Source organism: Flavobacterium indicum GPTSA100-9 = DSM 17447, from assembly GCF_000455605.1.
Taxonomy (GTDB): domain Bacteria; phylum Bacteroidota; class Bacteroidia; order Flavobacteriales; family Flavobacteriaceae; genus Flavobacterium; species Flavobacterium indicum.
Genome location: NC_017025.1, coordinates 1439548 through 1463711, shown reverse-complemented (window position 1 = coordinate 1463711; position 24164 = coordinate 1439548). Strand labels below are relative to the sequence as shown.

General features: G+C 33.6%; 15 protein-coding genes. 5 read left to right on the top strand and 10 right to left on the bottom strand.

What is annotated here, in order from left to right:
- Complete coding sequence (locus KQS_RS06565) at positions 1 to 576, top strand: hypothetical protein (RefSeq protein ID WP_014388407.1); 576 nt, start codon at positions 1 to 3, stop codon at positions 574 to 576.
- A 36-nt stretch (positions 577 to 612) separates the two neighbouring features.
- Here the strand turns inward: KQS_RS06565 and KQS_RS06560 are convergent, their stop codons facing one another.
- From KQS_RS06560 to KQS_RS06550, 3 genes are read right to left on the bottom strand one after another with little or no spacing between them, the layout of a single operon-like run.
- Positions 613 to 1503, bottom strand: coding sequence for a Ppx/GppA phosphatase family protein (locus KQS_RS06560; protein ID WP_014388406.1), 891 nt, complete (start codon positions 1501 to 1503; stop codon positions 613 to 615).
- A gap of 6 nt (positions 1504 to 1509) precedes the next feature.
- Complete coding sequence (gene ppk1, locus KQS_RS06555) at positions 1510 to 3606, bottom strand: polyphosphate kinase 1 (RefSeq protein ID WP_014388405.1); 2097 nt, start codon at positions 3604 to 3606, stop codon at positions 1510 to 1512.
- The gene (locus KQS_RS06550; protein ID WP_014388404.1) at positions 3590 to 4102 is read right to left on the bottom strand and encodes a SixA phosphatase family protein; all 513 of its coding nucleotides are present in this window, start codon (positions 4100 to 4102) and stop codon (positions 3590 to 3592) included. Before KQS_RS06550 ends, ppk1 begins: the two co-directional genes overlap by 17 nt.
- A gap of 323 nt (positions 4103 to 4425) precedes the next feature.
- On the opposite strand from KQS_RS06550, the gene KQS_RS14670 reads away from it, so the two are divergent.
- From KQS_RS14670 to KQS_RS06530, 4 genes are all read left to right on the top strand, one after another.
- The gene (locus KQS_RS14670; RefSeq protein WP_014388403.1) at positions 4426 to 8208 is read left to right on the top strand and encodes a PKD domain-containing protein; all 3783 of its coding nucleotides are present in this window, start codon (positions 4426 to 4428) and stop codon (positions 8206 to 8208) included.
- A gap of 183 nt (positions 8209 to 8391) precedes the next feature.
- Entirely contained in the window at positions 8392 to 11850 is a 3459-nt protein-coding gene (locus KQS_RS06540; RefSeq protein WP_014388402.1) for a gliding motility-associated C-terminal domain-containing protein, read from the top strand.
- 2 nt (positions 11851 to 11852) lie between these two features.
- A complete protein-coding gene (locus KQS_RS06535; protein ID WP_014388401.1) occupies positions 11853 to 12758 on the top strand; it encodes a PorP/SprF family type IX secretion system membrane protein in 906 nt (301 codons plus the stop codon).
- 11 nt (positions 12759 to 12769) lie between these two features.
- On the top strand, positions 12770 to 14680 hold the full coding sequence (locus tag KQS_RS06530) for an OmpA family protein (RefSeq protein ID WP_014388400.1): 1911 nt from the start codon (positions 12770 to 12772) through the stop codon (positions 14678 to 14680).
- 52 nt (positions 14681 to 14732) lie between these two features.
- Here KQS_RS06530 and KQS_RS06525 read toward each other — a convergent pair whose 3' ends face one another.
- The 7 genes from KQS_RS06525 to KQS_RS06495 all read right to left on the bottom strand — a co-directional run bounded on the left by KQS_RS06525 (position 14733) and on the right by KQS_RS06495 (position 24148).
- Complete coding sequence (locus tag KQS_RS06525; protein WP_014388399.1) at positions 14733 to 16268, bottom strand: YifB family Mg chelatase-like AAA ATPase; 1536 nt, start codon at positions 16266 to 16268, stop codon at positions 14733 to 14735.
- Positions 16269 to 16509: 241 nt separating this feature from the next.
- Positions 16510 to 18534 (bottom strand): protein-disulfide reductase DsbD family protein, encoded by a 2025-nt coding sequence (locus KQS_RS06520; protein ID WP_014388398.1) that lies wholly within the window; start codon positions 18532 to 18534, stop codon positions 16510 to 16512.
- Entirely contained in the window at positions 18531 to 19844 is a 1314-nt protein-coding gene (gene tilS / locus KQS_RS06515) for a tRNA lysidine(34) synthetase TilS (RefSeq protein ID WP_316929967.1), read from the bottom strand. Before tilS ends, KQS_RS06520 begins: the two co-directional genes overlap by 4 nt.
- Positions 19828 to 21135, bottom strand: coding sequence for an anthranilate synthase component I family protein (locus KQS_RS06510; protein ID WP_014388396.1), 1308 nt, complete (start codon positions 21133 to 21135; stop codon positions 19828 to 19830). Before KQS_RS06510 ends, tilS begins: the two co-directional genes overlap by 17 nt.
- Before the next feature lie 2 nt (positions 21136 to 21137).
- Positions 21138 to 21551 carry a hypothetical protein gene (locus KQS_RS06505; protein ID WP_041252030.1) on the bottom strand — a complete coding sequence of 138 codons (414 nt, stop codon included), beginning with the start codon at positions 21549 to 21551 and terminating at the stop codon, positions 21138 to 21140.
- An 11-nt stretch (positions 21552 to 21562) separates the two neighbouring features.
- Positions 21563 to 22507: an NAD(P)H-dependent flavin oxidoreductase gene (locus KQS_RS06500; RefSeq protein ID WP_014388394.1), complete on the bottom strand. Its 945-nt coding sequence runs from the start codon at positions 22505 to 22507 to the stop codon at positions 21563 to 21565.
- A gap of 21 nt (positions 22508 to 22528) precedes the next feature.
- Complete coding sequence (locus KQS_RS06495) at positions 22529 to 24148, bottom strand: S8 family serine peptidase (RefSeq protein WP_014388393.1); 1620 nt, start codon at positions 24146 to 24148, stop codon at positions 22529 to 22531.
- Between the last annotated feature and the right edge of the window lie 16 nt (positions 24149 to 24164).

Genomic DNA, 24164 nt, shown 5'->3' with positions numbered 1-24164 from the left:
ATGAAAAAGATATTTTTTTTATTCTTATTTATATCAAGTTTTTCATTTGCACAAAATAAGGATTGTGAATTTGAAATTAACGAAGAAACAGATTCTACTTATACCAAAGTATTACCTGAAAAATTTGTATATGAATCAGTTTTTGGTTCAACAACACGTTTCTTAAGTTTTAAATTGTACAATATAGATGGTGTTTTAGGTTTAAATATACAGTTCATACAAAAAAGCAGTAGTTTTTTAACTCCAACCTGCATTGATAAAAATACTAAAATATTTTTACAATTGTCAAACGGTAAAGAAGTTAAACTTATCAATGCGATTGATCAAGAAAATTGTACTACATTGAATTATGATCCTGAAACTAAAAACAATATTAGAGTTTTAAACGGATACTTCAATTTTACGAAAGAAAATTTTGAATTCCTCAAAACAGAAAAAGTATATTTGGTTAGAATTGTAACCATAACTGGTGAAGAAAATTTCATATTAAACCCAGAATTAAAATCAGAGATAAATAAAGAGACTTCTCAACCCGATAGTTTTTTTATTAAATACCTACCGTGTTTTGGAATATAAGAAAGGAATTCAAATTGAACTCCTTTTTAATTTTATTTAAATTGTATTATAATACATTGCTTTGACAATACCATCTGACAAACCAATCTTAGGAACGTAAATATTTTTAGCACCACTCCATCTCATAGCTCTAAGATAAATTGTAAGTGCTGGAATAATAACATCTGCACGATCGGTATTTAAACCTAATTCAGCTATTCGTTGCTCGTAGGTAAGTGCGTTTAAATAGTCAAACTGACTTTTTAAGTATTTGTAAGAAAGTGGCTTCTCTTGTGCTTTACCTGATAATTTAAACGTTTTATTGATATTTCCTCCGGAACCAATTAATATAATATTTTCAATTCCTTCTGTATTTAATTTTATCCATTTCTCAATTTCTTGCCAAACAATATCATTTACCATATTATTTAACAAACGAACGGTTCCATTTTTAAAAGATTTGGAAACAACCATTTTACCATTTGAGAAAAGAGAAAATTCTGTGCTTCCACCACCTACATCTACATAAAGATAATTCTCATTTGTTTTAATAAATTGATGCAAATCGGATGATGCGATAATGGCAGCTTCTTTCTTCCCATCGATAATATCAATTTTTATATCTGCTTTTTTCTTAATAATTTCTACAACTTCTTTACCGTTGTAGGCTTCTCGCATAGCAGAAGTAGCACATGCCATATATTTTTCAACTTTGTAAACTTTCATTAATAGTTTAAAAGCTTTCATAGCATCGACCATTCTTTCAATGTTTTCTTCCGAAATTTCACCCACTGTAAAGGCATCTTGTCCTAAGCGAATAGGTACTCTTATCAAAGCACTTTTATTAAATTGAGCTTCTTTATCTTTTTGTTCTACAATATTTGTTATGAGCAATCGCATGGCATTAGAACCAATATCAATTGCTGCATATTTTTTAATTTGAATCATGAAAATTTATATAATTTCTGAAATAACTTCAATTTTATTTTGATAGTATTTATACATTTCTTGTTGCGCTCTAAACATTTTTTCCTCTCCTCTTTTTCTATATTTATTTTCAAAATTTTGAGAATGAAATCTGGCTTTTACATTTGCTTTCCAATTAATTTCAAATGAATCAATTAAATTCTTTTTAATTTCTTCATCATAAATTGGACAGCTTACTTCTACCCTTGCATCTATATTTCTAGTCATAAAATCAGCCGAAGAAATAAAGACCTCTGGATTTGAATCGTTACAGAAGATATAAATTCGTGAATGTTCTAAATAATGATCTACAATACTTATTGCTTCTATATTTTCACTTAAACCTACAACACCAGGAATTAAACAACAAATTCCTCGAATCACCAATTGTATTTTTACACCGGCTTTACTTGCTTCATATAATTTATCAATCATTTTATAATCTGATAAACTATTCATTTTCAGTTTAATATAAGCTTCCCTACCTTCTTCAGCATTTTTAATTTCTCTATCAATTAATTTCATAAATCTACTTCTAGTATAATGCGGAGAAACTATTAAATGTTTGTATCGATGAACCCTGTAATTTACTTCAAAGAAATCAAAAACTTTTGAAGCATCTTTTAATATTCGATTATCACTTGTAAACAAAGTAACATCAGTATAAATTCGGGCCGAATTTTCATTAAAATTTCCAGTTGAAATAAAACCGTACCTCTTAACGACATCATTTTCAACTCTTTCAACTACACATAGTTTACTATGAACTTTCAATCCTTTTACTCCAAAAATCAAATGTATGCCTTCTTCTTGCATTTGCTGAGCATAAGAAATGTTACTTGCTTCGTCAAATCGGGCTTGTAATTCAATTTGAACAATAACTTTTTTACCATTTTTTGCGGCATTAATCAAGGAGCTCACAATTTGTGAATTACTAGCTAATCGATATAAAGTGATACTAATAGATTGAACATGTGGGTCAAGTGCTGCCTCTCTTAAAAATCGAATGACATAGGAAAAAGATTGGTATGGAGTATGCAAAAGATAATCTTTTTCACTGATACTTTTTAACATACTTCCTTCTAAACTTAGTCCCGGAATTGTTAACGGAACATTTTGTTTCTGCAGTAAATCATACCTGCCGAGATTTGGGAAATCCATATAATCTCGTCGATTATGATACCTTCCTCCTGGAATTATAGAATCAGTACTATCAATTTTCATTCGTGTTAAAAAGAACTCTAAGGTATCCTTGTCAATAGATTGATCATAAACAAAACGAACCGGTTCTCCTACCCTTCTTTCTTTGACACTATATGAAATTTTTTCGATAAAACTTTTACTTAAATCACTATCAAATTCTAATTGTGCATCTCTAGTAATTTTAATCATATGTGCAGAGATACTTTCGTATTCAAAAATATTAAAAATGCTGTGCAGATTATAGCGAATTACATCATCTAAAAGTATAATGTATTGTTTTTCATTTGATGAAGGTAAAACTACAAATCGATTAATTGTTTTTGGAATTTCAACAATTGCATATCTTATTTCTTTTGATGTTAAAAATTTAGATATGATATTGTTTGATGTAGGCTTCATAACCAATTTAACTGCTAAATAACCCGATGTATCCTTTATTAGAGGAAATTCATTTAAGTCATTTAACATGATGGTAACTAACGCAGGGCTTACTTTTTGATGAAAAAACTCTTTAATAAATGTTTTCTGTTCTTTATTAATTTGTTTTTCATTTATTATAAATATTCCTTCTCTTTCTAATTTTTTTTCAATGTCATTTAGGATTCGTAAACTTTCTGATTGTTGTTCAATTACAATTTCAGTTATATCTTTTAGTAATTGCTCAGCAGTAATATTACCTAGAATGTTTTTTGTATCAACACCTTCATGACTCATTCTTCTAATAGCAGCATATCTGACACGAAAAAATTCATCTAAATTGTTAGAAAAAATACCTAAAAAACGTAATCTATCTAATAACGGTACTGATTGATCTGCTGCTTCTTGTAATACTCGGGCATTAAATGTTAGCCAACTTTTCTCTCTATCAATGTATGTATTCATTTTTATTTTCAGCTCTTATTGATTTTGGAAAGAGCATATGTAATGTAGTACCTTTACTAATATCAGACCATTTTTGTTCCTGAAAACCTATTTGTACAACACCAGATGTAGGCACATTATCAATATTTCTATTTCCAAATTTATTCACAAATTTAGTAATTGCATCATTATGTCCAAAAAGAATAATAGTATCAATTCTATCCTCACAAGATTGAATTGATTGCAATAAATCTTTATAATCAAATGTATACAAATCCTCTCTAAAGATAATATTTTCTATTGGAAATACTAAATTTTGAGCAAAAATATATGAGGTTTCTTTAGTTCTTCTTGCTATACTACTCCAAACTATAAACTTTTTTGGAAGTATGTTTTGCATCGCTACTGATACTAATAAAGCATCTTGAATTCCTCTTTGAGAAATTGGTCTATCAATATCACTTAAAGGAAAATCCCAACTCGATTTTGCATGTCTTATTAAAAATAAATTTTTCATAGTTCAAGTAATTAACTGTTAAAATTTGATTTCTAAATTTATTAATAATTTTTAACTATTTAATCATCAATAATTTACACTTTGAAGATTTTAACTTACAGATGAACGATTTTTTATTCAAAAAGAAATTTAACTACTTAATTTTAACTCCCGAATCAATCATACTCCATTTATAAGCTACTTTTTCTAAAAAAGTTCAGTTTAATTTTTATTCAATCTCCAAATGATGTTTACATTAAATTTCTACCCCAAATTTAAGTAACTAACACATTTATTTTCAGGTATATTTTTTAACGGATTGTTAAATCTAACAAACAATGTACATGAAAACCAAAATTACCCCTTTAATTTTATCCTTATGTTTTTGGATAAGTTTTACTTATGGCCAATTCACGACGGATAAACCTGATTTAAGAAATTGTGGAAGTGCACCAAATTATTATTTGGACTACTTCAATTGTACTTCTAACAATTATACCTTAGATAATGTTTATTTGAGTATTTCTAGTTCTTCAGGAGTTCCAATTACTACCCCTTGTACTCCTCCAAATATTCAAAATGTATATTTATGGTTGAATTACACTTCAAATTCAAATAGTGCAATTCATCAAACAAGAATTTTTGCTGATATATTAGTAAAAGATCAAAATGGGAATTTAATTCAAACACTTCAAATTAATAGCTATTTAGGAGTGGTCAACCCAGGATCTGGATTAAGGCTATTGAATATTCCAGGTTTTCCCTCAGGTTTTCCTTGGACTTGTGGATATGAATTGTCTTTGTCTCGTATATTGATTGTTTGGAAAACTAATGGAAATACTGCTGACCCAGAACTTTCCTCTTATACTTGTAATACATTCAGTAAATCGCAATGTGAATTACCCAATAGTTTAATTGTATCTGCTCCTTTAGCTGTTCAATTCGATTACACTTATTGTACAACGGGTAGTACTACAACAGTAAACTTTGACGATGACACAAATGGAGGTAAGAAACCTTATTCCTATTTGTGGAACTTTGGCGATGGTACAACTTCTACTCAACAAAGCCCTTCTCATACTTATCCCTTTCCAGGCGGACCGTATACAGTCACTTTACAAGTTACCGATTCAAGTAGCCCGCCTCAAATTAGTACCAGTACTCAAACGATAACCCTTCCTGATCCAATTCAAATTACAGGATTAGTCAATTCTTCACCTTGTTCATCTGGAAATACGGGCTCAATTGATCTTTCAGTTTCAGGTGGTACACCTCCTTACACCTATTCATGGAGTAATGGTGCAACATCCCAAGATTTATCTAATCTTGCTAATGGTTCCTATACAGTAACTGTTACTGATAAATTTAATTGTACAGCTACTAAAACGTTTATAATCAATGGCGGTGATGTTACGCCACCTGTAGTAGTAGCTCCAAGTAATAAAATTATTGAAGGATGTTCAACTAATTCTATAGATGAAAATGGAAATTTAGCCTATTCATCATCTCTTATTACAATATCAGAAAGTCAATTTATTTCTGCCGGAGGTTCAATAAACGATACTTCTTCAATTGCATCTATAACGTATATTGATTCCGTTTCTGGTACTTGTCCAATAATAGTTTCAAGAGTTTATACTATAAAAGATGCTTGTAATAATACAACACAAGTTACGCAAACCTTCACCATTCAAGATACAACGGCACCAGCGATTGCCATTCAAGCGGCAAACCAAACTGTGGAATGTGATGGTAACGGCAATACAGCTGCATTAAATGCGTGGTTGGCTTCTAACGGTGGTGCTTCAGCTACGGATGCTTGTTCGAATGTGACTTGGACTAATAACTTTAGTTCGGTTTCAGATACGTGTGGTGCAACAGGTTCGGCTACTGTTACTTTTACAGCGACTGATAATTGTGGAAACAGTACTTCTTCTACTGCAACATTCACGATTCAAGATACAACGGCACCAGTGATTGCGATTCAAGCGGCGAATCAAACCGTAGAATGTGATGGTAATGGAAACACCACTGCTTTAAATGCTTGGTTGGCTTCTAACGGTGGTGCTTCAGCTACCGATGCCTGTTCGAATGTGACTTGGACGAATAATTTCTCTTCCGTTTCTGATACGTGTGGTGCTACGGGTTCGGCTACTGTTACTTTTACAGCAACTGACAATTGTGGAAATAGTTCGACTTCAACCGCTACTTTTACTATTCAAGATACAACGGCACCAGTAATTGCCATTCAAGCGGCGAATCAAACCGTAGAATGTGATGGTAATGGTAATACAACTGCATTAAATGCTTGGTTGGCTTCAAATGGTGGAGCTTCAGCTACCGATGCGTGTTCGAATGTGACTTGGACCAATAACTTTAGTTCGGTTTCAGATACGTGTGGTGCTACGGGTTCGGCTACTGTTACTTTTACAGCAACTGACAATTGTGGAAACAGTACTTCTACTACTGCTACATTTACGATTCAAGATACTACAGCGCCAGTGATTGCCATTCAAGCGGCAAATCAAACCGTGGAATGTGATGGTAATGGAAACTCAACTGCTTTGAATGCATGGTTGGCTTCTAACGGTGGTGCTTCAGCTACGGATGCTTGTTCGAATGTGACTTGGACGAATAACTTTACTTCACTTTCAGATACTTGCGGTGCTACGGGTTCGGCTACTGTAACTTTTACAGCGACTGATACTTGTGGAAACAGTACTTCTTCTACTGCTACATTCACTATTCAAGATACAACGGCGCCAGTCATTGCCATTCAAGCGGCGAATCAAACCGTAGAATGTGATGGTAATGGAAACTCAACTGCTTTGAATGCATGGTTGGCTTCTAACGGTGGTGCTTCAGCTACGGATGCTTGTTCGAATGTGACTTGGACGAATAACTTTACTTCACTTTCAGATACGTGTGGTGCTACGGGTTCGGCAACGGTAACTTTTACAGCAACTGACAATTGTGGAAACAGTACTTCTACTACTGCTACATTTACGATTCAAGATACTACAGCGCCAGTGATTGCCATTCAAGCGGCAAATCAAACCGTGGAATGTGATGGTAATGGAAACTCAACTGCTTTGAATGCATGGTTGGCTTCTAACGGTGGTGCTTCAGCTACGGATGCTTGTTCGAATGTGACTTGGACGAATAACTTTACTTCACTTTCAGATACGTGTGGTGCTACGGGTTCGGCAACGGTAACTTTTACAGCAACTGATACTTGTGGAAACAGTACTTCTACTACTGCTACATTTACGATTCAAGATACTACAGCGCCAGTGATTGCCATTCAAGCGGCAAATCAAACCGTGGAATGTGATGGTAATGGAAACTCAACTGCTTTGAATGCATGGTTGGCTTCTAACGGTGGTGCTTCAGCTACGGATGCTTGTTCGAATGTGACTTGGACGAATAACTTTACTTCACTTTCAGATACGTGTGGTGCTACGGGTTCGGCAACGGTAACTTTTACAGCAACTGATACTTGTGGAAACAGTACTTCTACTACTGCTACATTTACGATTCAAGATACTACAGCGCCAGTGATTGCCATTCAAGCGGCAAATCAAACCGTGGAATGTGATGGTAATGGAAACTCAACTGCTTTGAATGCATGGTTGGCTTCTAACGGTGGTGCTTCAGCTACGGATGCTTGTTCGAATGTGACTTGGACAAATAACTTTAGTTCACTTTCAGATACGTGTGGCGCTACGGGTTCGGCAACGGTAACTTTTACAGCGACTGATACTTGTGGAAACAGTTCTTCGTCAACTGCAACATTTACTATTCAAGATACAACGGCGCCAGTGATTGCCATTCAAGCGGCAAACCAAACCGTGGAATGTGATGGTAATGGAAACTCAACTGCTTTGAATGCATGGTTGGCTTCTAACGGTGGTGCTTCAGCTAGTGATGCGTGTTCTTCAGTGACTTGGACGAATAACTTTAATTCACTTTCGGATACGTGTGGTGCTACGGGTTCGGCAACCGTTACTTTTACAGCGACTGATAACTGCGGAAACAGTGCGTCTTCTACTGCAACATTCACTATTCAAGATACTACAGCGCCAGTCATTTGCGATTCAAGCGGCAAATCAAACTGTGGAATGTGATGGTAATGGAAACTCAACTGCCTTAAATGCTTGGTTGGCTTCTAACGGTGGGTGCTTCAGCTAGTGATGGGTGTTCAAATGTGACTTGGGAGAATAACTTTACTTCACTTTTCAGATACGTGTGGCGGTACGGGTTCGGCAACGGTAACTTTTACAGCGACTGATAATTGTGGAAACAGTTTTTTGTCAACCGCTACTTTTACCATTCAAGACACTACGGCACCCGTGATTGCTATTCAGGCTACAAACCAAACCGTGGAATGTGATGGTAATGGAAACTCAACTGCTTTGAATGCCTGGTTGGCTTCTAACGGTGGTGCTTCAGCTACCGATGCGTGTTCGAATGTGACTTGGACGAATAACTTTACTTCACTTTCAGATACGTGTGGTGCAACAGGTTCGGCAACCGTTACTTTTACAGCAACTGACAATTGTGGAAATAGTACTTCTTCAACTGCAACATTTACTATTCAAGATACAACGGCACCAGTAATTGCCATTCAAGCAGCGAATCAAACCGTAGAATGTGATGGTAACGGCAATACAACTGCGTTGAATGCATGGTTGGCTTCAAATGGTGGTGCTTCAGCTACGGATGCCTGTTCAAATGTGACTTGGACGAATAACTTCTCTTCCGTTTCTGATACGTGTGGTGCTACGGGTTCGGCTACTGTAACTTTTACAGCGACTGATACTTGTGGAAACAGTTCTTCGTCAACTGCAACATTTACGATTCAAGATACAACGGCACCAGTAATTGCCATTCAAGCGGCGAATCAAACCGTAGAATGTGATGGTAATGGCAATACAGCTGCATTAAATGCGTGGTTGGCTTCCAACGGTGGTGCTTCAGCTACCGATGCGTGTTCGAATGTGACTTGGACGAATAACTTTACTTCACTTTCAGATACTTGTGGTGCTACGGGTTCGGCAACGGTAACTTTTACAGCGACTGACAATTGTGGAAACAGTTCTTCGTCAACTGCAACATTTACTATTCAAGATACAACGGCACCAGTAATTGCGATTCAGGCTGCAAATCAAACCGTGGAATGTGATGGTAATGGAAACTCAACTGCTTTGAATGCATGGTTAGCTTCTAACGGTGGTGCTTCGGCTAGTGATACTTGTTCGAATGTGACTTGGACGAATAATTTTAGTTCACTTTCAGATACTTGCGGTGCTACGGGTTCGGCTACTGTAACTTTTACAGCGACTGATAATTGTGGAAATAGTACTTCTTCTACTGCAACATTTACGATTCAAGATACAACGGCACCCGTGATTGCTATTCAGGCTACAAACCAAACTGTAGAATGTGATGGTAACGGCAATACAGCTGCGTTGAATGCGTGGTTAGCTTCTAACGGTGGTGCTTCAGCTACCGATGCGTGTTCGAATGTGACTTGGACCAATAACTTTAGTTCGGTTTCAGATACGTGTGGTGCAACAGGTTCGGCAACCGTTACTTTTACAGCGACTGATACTTGTGGAAATAGTACTTCTTCTACTGCAACATTTACTATTCAAGATACAACGGCACCAGTGATTGCGATTCAGGCTGCAAATCAAACCGTGGAATGTGATGGTAATGGAAACTCAACTACTTTGAATGCATGGTTGGCTTCTAACGGTGGTGCTTCAGCTAGTGATGCGTGTTCTTCAGTGACTTGGACGAATAACTTTACTTCACTTTCAGATACTTGCGGTGCTACGGGTTCGGCTACTGTAACTTTTACAGCGACTGATTCATGTGGTAACAGTACTTCTTCTACTGCAACATTCACTATTCAAGATACAACTGCACCGGTAATTGCCATTCAAGCGGCTAATCAAACCGTAGAATGTGATGGTAATGGAAATACAACTGCCTTAAATGCCTGGTTGGCCTCTAACGGTGGTGCTTCAGCTAGTGATGCGTGTTCGAATGTGACTTGGACGAATAACTTTACTTCACTTTCAGATACTTGTGGCGCTACAGGTTCGGCTACTGTTACTTTTACAGCGACTGATACTTGTGGAAATAGTTCGACTTCAATCGCTACTTTTACCATTCAAGATACTACGGCACCCGTGATTGCCATTCAAGCGGCAAACCAAACTGTGGAATGTGATGGTAACGGCAATACAACAGCTTTGAATGCATGGTTAGCAGCTAACGGTGGTGCTTCAGCTTCTGATGTTTGTTCGAATGTGACATGGACGAATAATTTTAGTTCACTTTCAGATACTTGCGGTGCTACGGGTTCGGCTACTGTAACTTTTACAGCGACTGATTCATGTGGTAACAGTACTTCTTCTACTGCAACATTCACTATTCAAGATACAACTGCACCGGTAATTGCCATTCAAGCGGCTAATCAAACCGTAGAATGTGATGGTAATGGAAACTCAACTGCTTTGAATGCATGGTTGGCTTCTAACGGTGGTGCTTCAGCTACCGATGCGTGTTCTTCAGTGACTTGGACTAATAACTTTAGTTCCGTTTCTGATACGTGTGGTGCTACGGGTTCGGCTACTGTTACTTTTACAGCAACTGACAATTGCGGAAATAGTTCGACTTCAACCGCTACTTTTACTATTCAAGATACTACAGCGCCAGTGATTACATCGACATTACCTGAAAATATTAGTGTATCATGTGATGCTATTCCACAACCGGTTACTATGACATCATCTGATGCTTGTGACAATGAAATCTCTATAACAGTCAATGATGTAATCAACACTGAAGAATCAAATTGCGCAGGAAATTATATAATTTATAGAACTTGGACATTTGCAGATGATTGTCAAAATGTAACTACATATACACAAACAATAACAGTATTTGATACTTCCCCTCCTACTTTAGTTGGAGAAATCCAAACAGATATAAATGCAAATTGTGACGCCATTCCAACAGTTCCTAATTTACAATTTATAGATAATTGTTATGGAATTGGAACTATAACATTTAATGAAACAACCTCTATAATTTCAATTTATCAATACAATATTATAAGAGAGTGGATAGTATCCGATAATTGTGGAAATGAAGCTACATTTACACAAACAATACACGTTACTGTTGAACAACCATTTGATGCAATTCCTTATACTATATGTCAGGATGAAACACCAATAGATTTATTTACATTATTAAATGATAATGTCCCAATAACAGGTACATGGGTTGAAGATAATACATCCGGTGCATTAAATGGAAGTATATTTGATCCTTCAGGTTTAGTATTTGGATACTATACTATTAAATATATAGTAAATGTTGATGATGATAGTTGTCCTATGATTTTTGAAGTGTATATTCATGTCGATGATTGTGGAGTTTTAGCAAACTGTGAAATTAATGTCTATAACGCAGTATCACCCAATGGAGATGGTCTTAATGATGTTTTCATAATTGATGGAATTACATGTTATCCTAATAATACCGTTGAAATATACAACAGATGGGGTATTTTAGTTTATGACACTTCTGGATACAACAATAGCAGTATAGCATTTAAGGGATATTCTGAAAATAAATTAACAGTTGGTGATGCTAGATTACCAGGAGATACTTATTTTTATATTTTGAAATATAAAGACGCACAGAACAACTCATTTGAAAAAACAGGTTATTTATATTTAAAATACTAGCCATGAAAAAGTTAACAATTATATTATTCAGTCTATATTGTTTTGTAAGTACTGCTCAGCAAGATTCACAATTCACACAATATATGTATAACACCATTAATATAAATCCTGCTTATGCTGGTACAAGAGAAACTTTTAGTGCCTTTGTATTGCATAGAAATCAATGGGTTGGATTAGACGGTGCTCCAGTGACAAACACTGCTTCTATAAATACAAATGTAGGAGAAAGTAGATTAGGTTTTGGTTTATCATTTATTAACGATAATATTGGTCCCACACAAGAAAACGGAATTTCGGCAGATATTGCATACATCATCCCATTAAATGGTGATTATAAACTTTCATTTGGTGTAAAAGGAACTGCTAATTTATATAGTTTAGATGTAAATAAATTGAATATCTACCAAGCAAATGATCCAGAATTTCAAAGTTTAAATGGAAAATTATCTCCGAATATAGGAACTGGTGTTTATTATTATTCGGATAAATTTTATACAGGATTATCTGTTCCAAACTTTGTAAAAACTAAATATTATAATGATAATGAAATTTCAATTAATAAAAAATCAATACATTATTATTTCATTGCGGGTTATGTTTTTGATTTAAATGAGTCCGTTAAATTTAAACCATCATTTATTTCAAAGATTACGGATGGCGCACCATTCCAATTAGATGTTAATGCAAATTTTATGTTTAATGAAAAATTTGTTTTAGGCGGTTCTTATCGACTAGGTTCAGCAGTAAGTGCTTTAGCAGGATTTCAAATTTCAAACTCATGGTTTTTGGGTTATGGGTATGATTTAGAAACAACCAAATTATCAAAATATAATTCGGGATCTCATGAAATATTTTTGAGATATGAATTATTTAAAAACAACCGAATTTCAACACCACGTTTCTTCTAAAATTTAGTCCTATGAAAAAAGTTGTCTTACTATTGCTATTCGCTGTTACTTGTAGCCAAGCTCAACAAATACAGTTAAAAAAAGCAGATAAAAGTTATGATACTTATGCTTATGTGAACGCTATTGATGTATATGAAAAAGTAGTTAAAAAAGGATATGCTTCTGCTGATTTATATGAAAAATTAGGAAATTCTTATTATTTGAATGGCCAATATGAAAAAGCGGCACAATATTACAAAGCATTACTATCAATGGGGTCACCATCAGATAATGAAGTATATTTCAGATATTCACACTGCCTAAAAGCTTTAAATCAGTATGAAGAAGCCGATAAAATGATGGCCAACTATTTTGATGCAAATACTGAAAATTCTCAGAAAAAAGAATTAAAATATTATCTGAAAGAAATCAAAAATAATTCAAAAAACTATCTCATTAAAAGTACAGCTATCAATACAAGTTTTTCAGATTATAGTCCTTACTATTACAATAATCAGGTATTTTATACTTCTGCTATGGATTCCACAGCGGTTCGAAAATTAACACATAAATGGACGGGACAAAATTATACTGATATTTATGTGGCCAAAGTGAATAAGGATACTACTTTATCTTATGGTGGAAATTTCTCTAATAAAGTAAATACGAAATTTAATGAAGCTTCGGCTATTTTTACAAAAGACGGCAAAACTGCGTTTTTTACAAGAAATAACTTTTTAGATGGAAAAAAAGGAAAAAGTTCAGACAAAAGTACCTTTGTTAAAATATACAAAGCAACATTAGTTGATAATCAATGGGATAATATTACAGAACTTTCTTTTAATACTAATGAATCTAGTTTTGCACATCCGGCCTTATCGCCTGATGAAAAAACACTGTACTTTGCCTCTGATATGTCTGGTACAAATGGTTATTCTGATATTTATAAAGTTAAAATTAATCCTGATGGAAGCTTTGGTGTTCCTGAAAACCTTGGTACTACAATAAATACAAAAGGTAGAGAATCTTTCCCAAGTATTGATCAAAATGGCAACTTATATTTTGCTTCTGATGGACTTCTTGGTTTAGGTGGATTAGATTTATTTGTTGCTAAAGCTAAACCAGGTGGGACATTTGAAAAACCAATAAACTTAGGTGATAAAATCAATACTGCTTTTGATGATTTCGGAATGACATTTATTAATCCAACTACTGGCTTTTTTACATCTAATCGTGAAGGTGGTAAAGGATATGATGACATTTACTTCTTTAAAGAATTGATTTGTTCGCAAAAAGCAAATGGAATTGTATATGATGCTCAAACCAATCAACCATTACGTGCGGCACAAGTATTAATATTTGATGAGAACATGAAAGAAGTAAATAAATTAGAAACCACAGAAAATGGATTTTATGAATTTAGTATAGATTGTTCTAAAAAATATTACATCAGAGGAATAAAAGACGAATATGAACCGGCTGAAGTGAAACTAATATCAAATAATGAAAATGAAAAAACTTTCAAAAACGATATCTTTTTAAATAAAAAACAAATACCAGTTGATAAAGGAACTGATTTAGCTAAACTGTTTAATATCAGTAAAATATATTTTGATTTAGACAAATGGAATATTCGTCCGGATGCAGAAGTGCATTTACAAAAAGTGATTGAAGTTTTAAAACAATATCCATCCATGACAATTGATATTCGTTCTCACACAGACAGTAGACAAACTCATAAATACAACGAAATTTTGTCTGACAAAAGAGCAAAATCTACTTTAGAATACATGGTAAAAAACGGAATTGCCAGAGAACGCTTAACTGCTAAAGGCTATGGAGAAACCCAACTAATCAATGGTTGCGCGGATGGCGTGAAATGTTCTGAAGAAGAACACCAACAAAACCGTCGTAGTGAATTTATTATCACAAAAGTGGAGTAGTATTTTGCGATAGTAAGTTCTGAAAAGTCCCGATGTATTCGGGACTTTTTGTTTATCCTAACCATCCTTCTCGATCCAAGCTTCTGTACTGAATGGCTTCAGCAATATGATGAGATTGAATCGAATAACTTTGCTCTAAATCGGCAATAGTTCTTGAAACTTTTAATATTCTATCATAAGCACGTGCCGATAAATTTAATCGTTCCATCGCTGTTTTTAATAAATTCAAAGACATTTCATCTAGCGCACAATACTCCCGTATTAATTTACTGCTCATTTGTGCATTATAATGAATATGCTCAAAATCTTTATAACGTTCTGTTTGAATGATTCGAGCTTGTGTAACGCGTTTTCTTATCTCAACACTACTTTCTGCTTTTCTTGTTTCTGCTAATTTTTCAAACGGAACGGGTGTAACTTCAATATGAATATCAATTCTATCTAATAATGGTCCCGATATTTTATTCATGTAACGTTGCATCTCTGCTGGTGAGGTACTTATAGGTGCATCTGGATCATTGAAATACCCACCCGGACTTGGATTCATACTCGCCACTAACATAAATGAAGACGGATAAGTAATTGTAAATTTTGCTCTAGAAATCGTTACTTCTCTATCTTCCAAAGGCTGACGCATAACTTCTAATACTTCTCTTTTAAATTCTGGCAATTCATCTAAAAACAAGACACCATTATGAGCTAAGGAAATCTCACCTGGTTGTGGATAACTCCCCCCGCCTACTAATGAAACCGATGAAGCGGTATGATGTGGAGAACGAAAAGGCCGTTGCGTAAGCAATCCTGCTTCTTTTATTTTACCTGCTACAGAATGTATTTTAGTTGTCTCTAAGGCTTCTTGCATGGACATAGGGGGTAAAATACTGGGCAATCTTTTTGCAAGCATAGTTTTTCCAGCTCCTGGAGGGCCAATTAAAATTATATTATGACCACCCGCTGCAGCAATTTCCATACAACGTTTAATTGATTCCTGTCCTTTTACATCCGAAAAATCAAATTCAGGAAATTCCAAACTTTTATTAAACTCTTCTTTTGAATCAATTTTAGTTGGCTGAATTTCCTCTTTTCCTTCAAAAAAATTAATCACTTGAACAATATTTTCAACTCCATAAACGTCAAGTCCTTCAACTATTGCAGCTTCTTTAACATTTTGAAAAGGTAAAATAATCCCTTTGAAACCTTCTTCTTTAGCTTTTATTGCAATGGACAAAGCCCCTTTAATAGGCTGCAAACCACCATCTAATGATAATTCACCCATAATAATGTAATTATTAATTTCTTCTGACTTTAGTTGACCTGAAGCCGCTAAAATTCCAACAGCAATAGATAAATCATAGGCAGAACCTTCCTTTCTCAAATCGGCAGGAGCCATATTGATGATGATTTTTTTTCCGGGATAATGATAATTATTATTTTTAAGAGCAGCAGCAATTCTAAAACTACTTTCTTTTATGGCAGAATCTGGTAAACCTACCAAGTGGTAGCCGATTCCTTTTTCCATATTCACTTCTACTGTTATAGTAGTTGCATCCACACCAAAAACGGCGCTTCCAAAGACTTTTACTAACATGGCGTATACAATTTTAATGGCTTATAATACTGCAAATATATAATTTATTTTAAATAAACGACAATTTTTCTTATTTTTTTGAAGCAGGAATAAATAGCATTCATTCACGATCCTTCCCGCTGTTTGCGCTACACGGTAGCTTGCTTCCATCGGGGCTAAAAAAGAAATAGTACTTTTCAGAACAAAAAAACCTGTTCTATAAAGAACAGGTTGGATTGAAAATTAAAAATAACCTCCGTTTTTATTTTGAATTGGCCGCTTTAATTCCAGCTTCTAGCCAATTTTTATATTCTAGAATATCTGTTGTGTATGCAATTGGTTTAGAAACATCCTCTCCATTATTATTTAAAATAACATACAAGGGTTGGGCATTACTATTGTATCTCGTAATTTGAAAATCGGTCCATTTATTACCAATAGTAACGACTTCTTTACCAGTAGTTTTAGAAACATATTGTTTCTCTTTAGATAATTCCACTTTACGATCACAGTATAGAGAAATTAAAACTAATTTATCTTTAATCAGAGATAATATTTCTGGTTTTGACCATACTTTATCTTCCATTAATCTACAATTAGCACAATTATCACCCGTAAAATCTAATAATACAGGTTTGTTTACTTTTTTAGCATAAGCTAAACCTTCTTCATAATCTTCAAAAGCAATAATTCCATGTGGACCTAAATGTGCATGTTCTGGTAAATCTGATTTTGCCATACCTTGCGCATTGCCATGTATTCCTTGAGGAATTTCACTGTAAGTTGAAGGTGGTGTTAATCCACTTAATATCTTTAGAGGTGCACCCCATAAACCTGGAACCATATAAACAGTAAATGTTGTTACCAAAATTGCCATGATTAATCGACCTACTCCTATTTTATCTGCTTTTTCATAATCGTGTGGTAACATATATTTTCCAAAAAGATACAGTGCCCAAGCCGTAAAAATTGCAATCCAAATCGCAATGAATAATTCTCTTTCTAACAGATGTTTTTGATAAGCTAAATCGGCATTTGACAAGAATTTAAAAGCAAAAGCCAATTCTAAAAACCCTAATGAAACTTTCACCGTATTTAACCAACCACCCGATTTTGGCATCGAGTTTAACCAGCCAGGGAACATAGCAAATAACATAAAAGGTAGCGCTATGGCTAATGAAAATCCAAACATCCCAACAACAGGAGCAATTCCACCATTTCTAGAAGATTCTACTAAAAGTGTACCAACAATTGGACCTGTACATGAAAATGAAACCACCGCCAAGGCCAAAGCCATAAACACAATTCCGATTATCCCTCCCTTATCTGCTTGTGAATCTAACTTAGTTGCCCATGAACTTGGTAACATGATTTCAAAAGCACCTAAAAACGACATCGCAAAAACAACTAACAAAGCAAAAAATACTAAGTTAAATGTGGCACTAGTAGATAATTCATTTAATGCTTCAGCTCCAAAGATTGCAGTAATAATAGAACCTAAAAGAACATAAATTACTATAATTGACAATCCATAAACTATTGCATTTTTAATTCCAGCAGCTCTTGATTTACTTTGTTTTGTAAAAAAAGAAACCGTCATTGGAATCATTGGAAAGATACACGGCATTAATATTGCTGCAAATCCTCCCAAAAATGATAAAATAAAAATGGTCCAAAGACTTTTTTCTTCTTTAGCTTTTGAATCAACTGGAGTTGATTTTGCAGTCGTATCTGTCTCTTTTACCTCATTATTAACTGATGAATAATCTTTCACAGATGCAGAAGAATCCACTTTGGTACTTTCTTCTAATGTTTTTGCTACTTCTTCTGTTACTTTAATTTCAGGCAATTTAAAATTTAAATTCGCTTCAGTTTGTGTACATCGTCCATCAATACAAGCTTGACCTTGAACTGAAACAGGAATGGATTGAAGCTTTGGATTTAAAATTTTAATTCTTTGAGTAAAACTTGCTGTACCAGAAAAGAAATATTCATCAATTTCAAAAATATCATTAAAAGCTTTTTTATATTTACCTTCTTTGGTCTTTCCAACTAATTGATAATTTCCTTTTTGGTTTTTGTAATTAAATACCAAAGGCTGCGCTCCTCCATCTGGAGTAAATTGTGAATACAAATGCCATTCATCTTCAATGACAGCTGTAGTCACTAAATCTAATTCCGTTTCAGATACTTTAACAACTTTAGAAGACCATTTTACGGGTTCAACAATTTGCGCTTGAGTATATAACCCAACAAAAGCAGTTAAGATTAAAATTATTTTTTTCATTTTAAAAATTCAATTTTTATAGTAGTTTGTGTTGTTTCGTTTATTTTAAATCGGTCGTCTTGTCGATAACCAATTATCCAAATAATGTTGTTGTTACTTTCTAAAATCCAAGTGTTTTGCTTATCAAAAAGCGAAAATTTTTCATCTTTAAAAAACTTACTTACTTTTTTAGAACCGTTCATACCTAACGGATAAAAAACATCACCTTCTTTCCATTTTCTTACAATTAATGGAAATTGAATTTTATCAGCGTCAACAAATATACTATTCTTATTTTGTTCATTTATGTAACTTAGGTTACACAAAGTTAATTTTAACGGAAATTTAAGTTCTTCGTCGATTGAAGGAATGAAGTAAATAGCATCATTTGGTTTTGATATGCTACTCAAAATTAATTCATCTCTATTTTTAACCAAAATATGCGTTGGAGAATAAATTTGTTTTCCTGTTTGTGCTTGTATTAATTGATAAATATCCTTCCAAGCGGTAAATCCATATTCTTTTAACCATTGGTAAAGATAAAAGGTATAATCATTAATTTTACTTAATTCTGAAATTTTTATAAATTCTTTATTATCTTTTACTTGAATTAATTTATTTAATGTTTCAATTGAATATTTATTTACTATTTGTTCCGTAGTTTTTAAATGGATTAAAGTGTTTTTAAAAGATTCTAAAAAATTCGGATTTAATTCTTTCAAAACAGGTATTACCTGATGACGTATTTTGTTTCTAAAATATTTATCTGAGGCATTACTACTATCTTCTTTCCATTGTAAATTATTTTCAGTTGCATAATTTAAAATTGCTTCTCTTGAAAACGGTAATAAAACTCGAATAATATTATTGTTAATTGCAGGAATTCCTGTTAAACCCTCAATTCCTGTGCCTCTAGTGAAATTAATTAAAAAAGTTTCTACTTGATCATCTAAATGATGTCCCGTTAGTAAAAAATCAAAATTATTTTCTTTCATTACTAAATTAAACCAATCATAGCGTAATTCACGGGCAGCAAGTTGAATCGATAATTTATTTTGAATGGCGTATTCCTTGGTTGCAAATCTTTTTACAAAAAGGTGTATTTGATGTTCTTCACAATATGTTTTTACGAAATTTTCTTCCTCCTTACTTTCTTCTGCTCTGAGTTGAAAATTACAATGAGCAACACTAATGTTTAAATTAATTTTATCTAAAAGATGAAGTAAAACCATACTGTCTACTCCTCCACTTACCGCAATAAGTAAATTACTTTTCAACAGAAAAGGAAAATTGGATTCAATATGATCTTTAAAATTAATAAACATCTTCATTCGTTAAAACCTCAAACATGGCTTTCGCTTTGAGCAAACATTCTTTATATTCTTCTTCGGGAGTAGCTTTTGCTGTTATGGCACTTCCTACTGAAAAAGAAAGATATTCTGTTTTAGCATTGTATAAAATACTTCTTATCACCACATTAAAATCAAAATCGCCTGTAGGAGTAAAATACCCAACTGATCCACTGTATAAACCGCGCTTAGTTTCTTCCAACTCTTCTATAATTTTCATTGCAGAAATTTTGGGCGCACCGGTCATACTGCCCATAGGAAATGTAGTTCGTAATACTTCTATTGGTGAGGTTGTATTTTCAATAGTAGAAGTAATCGTAGAAATCATTTGATGCACTTGTTTGAAAGTATATACTTGACATAATTCTTCTACTCGAACACTACCTTTTTTTGCGGTATGCGACAAATCATTTCGAACTAAATCAACAATCATGATATTTTCAGATTGTTCTTTTATGTTATCTTTTAATTGTTTTTTTAATTTATCGTCTTCAATTACATCCGCACTTCTTTTTGCAGTTCCTTTTATCGGTTGGGATACAATAGTCGTATCTTTTTTTAACAAATAGCGTTCAGGTGAGGCCGAAAGTAAATAATGTTGATTATTTTTTAAATATACCGCAAAAGGTGGCGACGAAATGGCGTTTAATTTTTGAAAAGTTGAATACGAATCAATACGTGCATTTTCAGAAAAAAATTCCATACAAAAATTAGCTTCATAAATATCACCTCTGTGAATATTGGCTAACATTGAAGACACTTTTTCTAAATAACTTTCTTTAGAAATTCGTTGTTGTATCGTTAATTTTTCTGGTTTTTGTAATTGTATTTCCTGATGAATTATGGATTCAAAATCAGATTCTAATTCATCATCACATAAATGTAAATACTGAATTTCTAATTGGTTTTCATTTAGAAGGAAAATTTTTTTAGGCTGAAAGAAAAACAATTCTGGAAATTCTAATCCATCAAAATTTGCAGATGCTAATTGTTCAGTATCATTTTTTAAATCATAAGATAAATAGCCAAACAACCAATCCTTACATTTAGACTGGTATTGGTATAAATCTTCAAAAGCTTTTTCATAATCCGTTGTAATAGAGGTAAATGCTTCAACTGCAACAATTAAATCATAATTTTGATACAATTGATTAGTATTTTGATTTCTGTTACTATCAAGATACACCACTTCTCTGAACTGATTGGCCCAATACAAAAGTTGCTCTTTAAAAAGAGCAACATCTGAAATATATTTTGTTGTTTTAAATCGCAATGTTATTTATTTTCTCCTAAATAAACTAAATCATATTCTATCATCATTTCTTCATTAGCAATATAAATTTGCTTTCTTGAAGACCCATCTTTTGGTGCAACAATTGTTATAACTGTATCTAAACCTTCGTTATCTACACAAAAATAACGATTCGTTGTTTCTTTGTCTGTCTCTTTTTTATCTTCGTATTTATAGATATTATAGAGTTGTATAATTTCTGAATACACAACAAATCTATTTTTACTTCTATCCAAATTGATTAATAATTCGGTTGGCTGTGTTTTAGTCCATGCAGTCCATTCACCCGATTTTTTCTTTTGAGAAACTGAAAAACCAGTGGTTTTAAATTTATAAGTTTGTGCACTTCCAAACTGGAAAAAAAACATCATAACGATGATTGCTATTACTCTATTCATTTTCATTCAATTTAAAAAGTTAACTGACTCATTTCTTTTTTAGCTAATTCAAATTCTGAAATAACATTATTAATAATAGTTTCAACAGGTAAAATGTCGTGAATTAAACCTGCAATTTGTCCAATTTCTAATTCCCCTTCTACTAAATCTCCTTCAAACATACCACGTTTTGCTCGTGCTCTACCTAAAAGTGTTTTTAAATCATCTACTGTTGCACATTTTGAATATGCGTCTTGTACATCATTAAAAAATTTATTTTTAATTAAACGAACAGGGGCTAATTCTTTTAAAGTGACCAATGTATCTCCTTCATTTGTTTCCACTATTGTTTTTTTAAAAGCATCATGCGCACTAGATTCAGTCGAAGCCGCAAATCGACTTCCCATTTGCACACCATCTGCTCCTAATGTCATGGCGGCTAACATACCTTTACCGGTTGCTATACCACCCGCAGCAATTAAAGGTATACTTATGTTTTCTTTAACCATAGGAATTAAAGTTAATGTAGTGGTTTCTTCTCTCCCATTATGGCCACCAGCTTCAAAACCTTCAGCAACAACAGCATCTACACCAGCTTCTTGCGCCTTTAAAGCAAATTTAGAACTACTCACTACATGCACCACAGTTATGCCATGTTCTTTTAAAAAAGAGGTCCACGTTTTAGGATTTCCAGCTGAAGTAAAAACAATTTTAACGCCTTCTTCCACTAAAATGTTCATGATTTCTTCCACATTGGGATACAACATTGGAACATTTACACCAAAAGGTTTGTCTGTAGCTTTTTTACATTTTTGAATATGTTCTCTAAGTACATCTGGATACATTGATCCTGCACCTATTAAACCTAAACCACCAGCATTACTAACGGCACTTGCTAATTTGTATCCGCTATTCCAAATCATTCCGCCTTGAATAATTGGATATTGTATTCCAAATAATTGAGTAATTCTATTCATATTTTGTGAAACTCCTGTTTCTTATTTTTTAATTATTTTACCTTTAAAATTTTGTGTTGATTCAAAATTATAATAATATAAACCATTACTTAAATTTTGAACATCAATTGAATTATTTTCTTTGGTTAATCGTATTTCTAATATTATTTGTCCAAGTGCATTAAATAAACTCAATTTTCCTTCATTTATTGTTGACCCAAAATTAAATTTTAAATCATTTTCTACTGGATTAGCAACTAAAGTAAAATTAGATTCAGTAGTAAAACTTGTTGTATGCAATGCATTATTTAAAGCCAATTGAAAATCAGGTATTCCATATCCTTTTTGAGGTGTTGGAGTTGTGTATTGGTCTGCAGATTGTCTAATAAAATTAACGACTTGAGTTGCTGTTAATGTTGGAACAGCTGACCAAAATGTTGCTACCATTCCCGCCATAATTGGACCCGAAAAAGAAGTGCCATTAGCCGTAACAATAGTGCCTGAAGTATTTGAAACTGTTGCAGCCTGACCTTTTGCACAAACATCTGGTTTTACACGCCCATCATAAGAAGGTCCTATAGAACTAAAAGCAGCATAGGATTCATTACTTTGAACAGCACCAATGGTCAATGCCCCAAAAGCATCAGCAGGAGTTGCTATATGTGGTTCGGCTGTTGCCCCTGAATTACCTGCACTAACTACTACAACAATTCCTTTTGAAAAGGCCATATTAGCCCCACGAGAAGCAAAAGTTTTAGTTCCGATCATGTCATCATATTGATGGGAATAGTTGGGATTGTCGTAATCAAAATATCCTAAAGATGAATTAATTACATCTACTCCATAATAATCAGCTAATTCAGCTCCTTCTACCCAATACGATTCTTCAACTGGATTTTCAGAATTGACATCTTCAGTGATAAATAAGTAATAACTAGCATTGGGTGCAGTACCCACTAATTGTCCGTCAGCATAGCCACCCATGGTTGACAATACCATGGTGCCATGATTATGTCTTGTATAAATATTTGAATTACCGTCAGGAAAATTATACCCTCCTAATATTTGACTATTATTAATTAGATTTTGAAAAGGAGCAACTGAATTTACACCAATAAAACCAGAATCTAAAACAGCAATAATTTTTCCTTGACCCGTATAATTCTGTTGATGCAATAAATGTCCATTTAACATTTCAATTTGATTTGTAGAACCACCATAATTGTAATTAATCAATGCATCTAAATTTTTATTAACTGCTCCAACTCGAGTAGTACTTCCGCTTAATCTACCCCCAGGATTTAAAGAATGATTTGCAAAAGTAATATGATTTACAAAACTTAATCCAGTTAAGGCCTGAATATCTGCCTGCGTACCACGAATATGTAAAGCGTTTAACCATTTTGATTTTGCCATAACCGTAATTCCAGTTGAAGAGGCAATCTGAGAGATATAGGTTGGCTCAATTGGAACATCGGTGACATCAATTGAAATTCCTTGGGCTGTTCTACGATCAATTGAACGTTGGGTTAACATGGACAAGGGATTCGCTAAATAAGTTGCAGCATTTGGTTTATCATTAAAATATACCCAGGCATCTTCAATTTGAGCAAAGCCCAGTTGAATGATAAAAATAAAGAATAAAAAGAAGTTTTTTTTCATTGCTCTAATTTTTACC

Bases quoted from the DNA above. Each gene is read 5' to 3' on its own strand.
- KQS_RS06565 (WP_014388407.1), top strand. From the start codon at position 1: ATGAAAAAGATATTTTTTTTATTCTTATTTATATCAAGTTTTTCATTT.
- KQS_RS06560 (WP_014388406.1), bottom strand. From the start codon at position 1,503: ATGATTCAAATTAAAAAATATGCAGCAATTGATATTGGTTCTAATGCC.
- ppk1 (WP_014388405.1), bottom strand. From the start codon at position 3,606: ATGAATACATACATTGATAGAGAGAAAAGTTGGCTAACATTTAATGCC.
- KQS_RS06550 (WP_014388404.1), bottom strand. From the start codon at position 4,102: ATGAAAAATTTATTTTTAATAAGACATGCAAAATCGAGTTGGGATTTT.
- KQS_RS14670 (WP_014388403.1), top strand. From the start codon at position 4,426: ATGAAAACCAAAATTACCCCTTTAATTTTATCCTTATGTTTTTGGATA.
- KQS_RS06535 (WP_014388401.1), top strand. From the start codon at position 11,853: ATGAAAAAGTTAACAATTATATTATTCAGTCTATATTGTTTTGTAAGT.
- KQS_RS06530 (WP_014388400.1), top strand. From the start codon at position 12,770: ATGAAAAAAGTTGTCTTACTATTGCTATTCGCTGTTACTTGTAGCCAA.
- KQS_RS06525 (WP_014388399.1), bottom strand. From the start codon at position 16,268: ATGTTAGTAAAAGTCTTTGGAAGCGCCGTTTTTGGTGTGGATGCAACT.
- KQS_RS06520 (WP_014388398.1), bottom strand. From the start codon at position 18,534: ATGAAAAAAATAATTTTAATCTTAACTGCTTTTGTTGGGTTATATACT.
- tilS (WP_316929967.1), bottom strand. From the start codon at position 19,844: ATGAAGATGTTTATTAATTTTAAAGATCATATTGAATCCAATTTTCCT.
- KQS_RS06505 (WP_041252030.1), bottom strand. From the start codon at position 21,551: ATGAATAGAGTAATAGCAATCATCGTTATGATGTTTTTTTTCCAGTTT.
- KQS_RS06500 (WP_014388394.1), bottom strand. From the start codon at position 22,507: ATGAATAGAATTACTCAATTATTTGGAATACAATATCCAATTATTCAA.
- KQS_RS06495 (WP_014388393.1), bottom strand. From the start codon at position 24,148: ATGAAAAAAAACTTCTTTTTATTCTTTATTTTTATCATTCAACTGGGC.